Origin of the sequence: Pontibacterium sp. (assembly GCF_041587635.1) — a bacterium.
Taxonomy (GTDB): Bacteria; Pseudomonadota; Gammaproteobacteria; order Pseudomonadales; family Balneatricaceae; genus Pontibacterium.
On sequence record NZ_JBFGYC010000607.1, the window covers coordinates 1 to 2,301 of the forward strand.

The 2,301-nt window shown below is 50.2% G+C and carries 3 protein-coding genes; 1 reads left to right on the top strand and 2 read right to left on the bottom strand.

Annotated elements, in window-relative coordinates:
• Nucleotides 1-34: 34 nt before the first annotated feature.
• Nucleotides 35-535 (bottom strand): DUF3087 family protein, encoded by a 501-nt coding sequence (locus ABYW01_RS19715; RefSeq protein WP_372836091.1) that lies wholly within the window; start codon nt 533-535, stop codon nt 35-37.
• A gap of 68 nt (nt 536-603) precedes the next feature.
• Here ABYW01_RS19715 and queE point away from each other — a divergent pair, with 68 nt between their 5' ends.
• Nucleotides 604-1,233 carry a 7-carboxy-7-deazaguanine synthase gene (queE, locus tag ABYW01_RS19720; protein ID WP_372836093.1) on the top strand — a complete coding sequence of 210 codons (630 nt, stop codon included), beginning with the start codon at nt 604-606 and terminating at the stop codon, nt 1,231-1,233.
• 19 nt (nt 1,234-1,252) lie between these two features.
• Here the strand turns inward: queE and ABYW01_RS19725 are convergent, their stop codons facing one another.
• Entirely contained in the window at nt 1,253-2,125 is an 873-nt protein-coding gene (locus tag ABYW01_RS19725; RefSeq protein ID WP_372836095.1) for a bile acid:sodium symporter family protein, read from the bottom strand.
• Nucleotides 2,126-2,301: the final 176 nt, after the last annotated feature.

Here is a 2,301-nt window from a genome sequence, read left to right on the forward strand (position 1 = left end):
GGAGAAGCCCGCCCCGAGTGGCCTATACGCGAGCTTAGTCCAGCATTTCGATACTGAAGCGACCTGCATCATGATCAAGATTATGCACGGCACAGCGAGACTCAAATCCTGCCTGCTCTTCCATCATCTCTTGCTGACCGAACTCGTTGTTTTCAAGAAACTGAATCTGATTGACGCCGGCATAGTAAAAAGCCATAACGGTCGCCGCGGTCTGGTCACCGGCCTCTACTTTGTCTTTCCAGATATGCTTTTTGTTCTGAATTTTCAGAACCTGACGTTTAAGCTTCCAGGCATAACGAATTTCGTCAAAAAACGGCTTCTTCACTACCAAAGCGTAGATACCACCGGTGATCAGCAATCCAATAATGACCCCTGTCAGATTGACCGCCATATTTGAGCCTTCCGGGTTCCCTGCCCACGCGCGCATCATTGCAGAGATAGATAAACCCAGTACCAAAAAGATGGAACAGAAAATAATCGCAACCTTGCGCTGTTTCTTTCGATAAACGGCCTTATCGATCTGCCTTAGTTTCATGGTGGCTCCGCTACCTATAATTGATGAAGGCGTGTAGACTACCGCATTTTTCAGCTATAGCCAGACCGATGTACTCAATAAAAGAGATCTTTTACAGCCTCCAGGGCGAAGGCGCACACAGCGGCCGTCCTGCTATCTTCTGTCGCTTCACCGGCTGCAACCTCTGGTCCGGCCGAGAGCAGGACCGAGACACGGCTGTCTGCGATTTCTGTGATACGGATTTTATCGGCACTGACGGCAACAACGGCGGGAAATTTGCAGATGCAGATGCACTGGTGAATTTTCTGCTAAGCCTTTGGCCTGCTGACCAGCAACACCGTTATGTCATCTTTACCGGCGGTGAACCCGCGTTACAGCTGGATGACGCATTAATTGAAGCGTGCCATGGGGCAAACTTTGAAGTGGCCATTGAGACCAATGGCACGAAACCACTGCCCTCAGGTATCGATTGGATCTGCGTCAGCCCTAAAGCCGACGCAGAGCTCGTGATCACTCAGGGTAACGAGCTCAAACTGGTCTACCCACAACCACTGGCCCAGCCTGAACGCTTTGCAGATCTTGCCTTTGAGCACTTCTATCTTCAACCGATGGACGGCCCGTTGCGCCAGATGTACACCAAAGACACGGTTGAATACTGTCTTGCTCATCCCCTATGGAAGCTCAGCCTCCAAACTCATAAGGTTTTGGGGATCGAGTAACACCACTCTGTATTTAGATTTAAGCCGTCACTATACGGGCACGTAAGTTCCGATAAAAAATCAGTATGAAGGCTGGAACGTTCATCAATACACCATAGGTGAGCGCGCTGGCCGACATCTCTGCGTTTTGTAGTACCGCTCCGGTCACCAACAACGCTGTGCCTGCATTCTGTACACCCACCTCAATACCGAGTGTAAGCGCCTGCTGACTCTGCACACCCAGCTGCTTTGCAATGCCATATCCCAGCCCAAAGGCCAGCGAGATCAACAGGAAAACCGCCGGTCCCAGCACACCGATTAAGTCGGGAAGCTGATTCCAATTCGCTTTTACAATGCCTACCACCACCATCAGCAAAAACACCATCGATAGGGTTTTGACCCCGGTTTGCAGCCGCAAGCAAAATGCTGGGAAGCGGTGATGTAAAAAGACACCGATGACCACTGGAATGATGGTCATCACCACCAGCTTGATCATTGTGGTTAACACGGGAAAGCCGGAGAACTCCACTTCCCCCATCCAGTATTGCAAGCTCAACAGAGTCAGGAATGGCAGAGTAAACGGCGCAATCATACTGACAATCGCCGTCATACTGACCGATAACGCGGTATCACCCCGCGCCAGATAGGTGATCATATTGGATGTCGCGCCACCCGGTGCGAATGTGAGAATCATCAGACCTACCGCCAACGCAGGAGGTAATTCAAGCACGCTGACAACAGTAAATCCAAGCACGGGTAACAACAGCAACTGCATTGTTATCCCGAGACATGTGATCCCCGGTCGCTTAAATACCTGTCGGAAATCAGAGATCGATAATGACAACCCAACTCCGAGCATAATGGTAAAAAGTGCAGCAGGCAGAACCACCTGAGTCATCAAACTGCTTTCCATGTTTACACCTTTCCTGTGTTACAAAATGTCGATCTGGCCTGTAGAAAACCGGCGCAATCACCCGCCATAACAGGGCTGCCGAAGTATGCCCACATATACTGTGGATAACTCTGTGGGTTTAGACTCGAAAACGTCATCAAAGCCACGTAAATCCTTAACACCCAGCATATTGATCA

Bases quoted from the DNA above. Each gene is read 5' to 3' on its own strand.
- queE (WP_372836093.1), top strand. From the start codon at position 604: ATGTACTCAATAAAAGAGATCTTTTACAGCCTCCAGGGCGAAGGCGCA.
- ABYW01_RS19725 (WP_372836095.1), bottom strand. From the start codon at position 2,125: ATGGAAAGCAGTTTGATGACTCAGGTGGTTCTGCCTGCTGCACTTTTT.
- ABYW01_RS19715 (WP_372836091.1), bottom strand. From the start codon at position 535: ATGAAACTAAGGCAGATCGATAAGGCCGTTTATCGAAAGAAACAGCGC.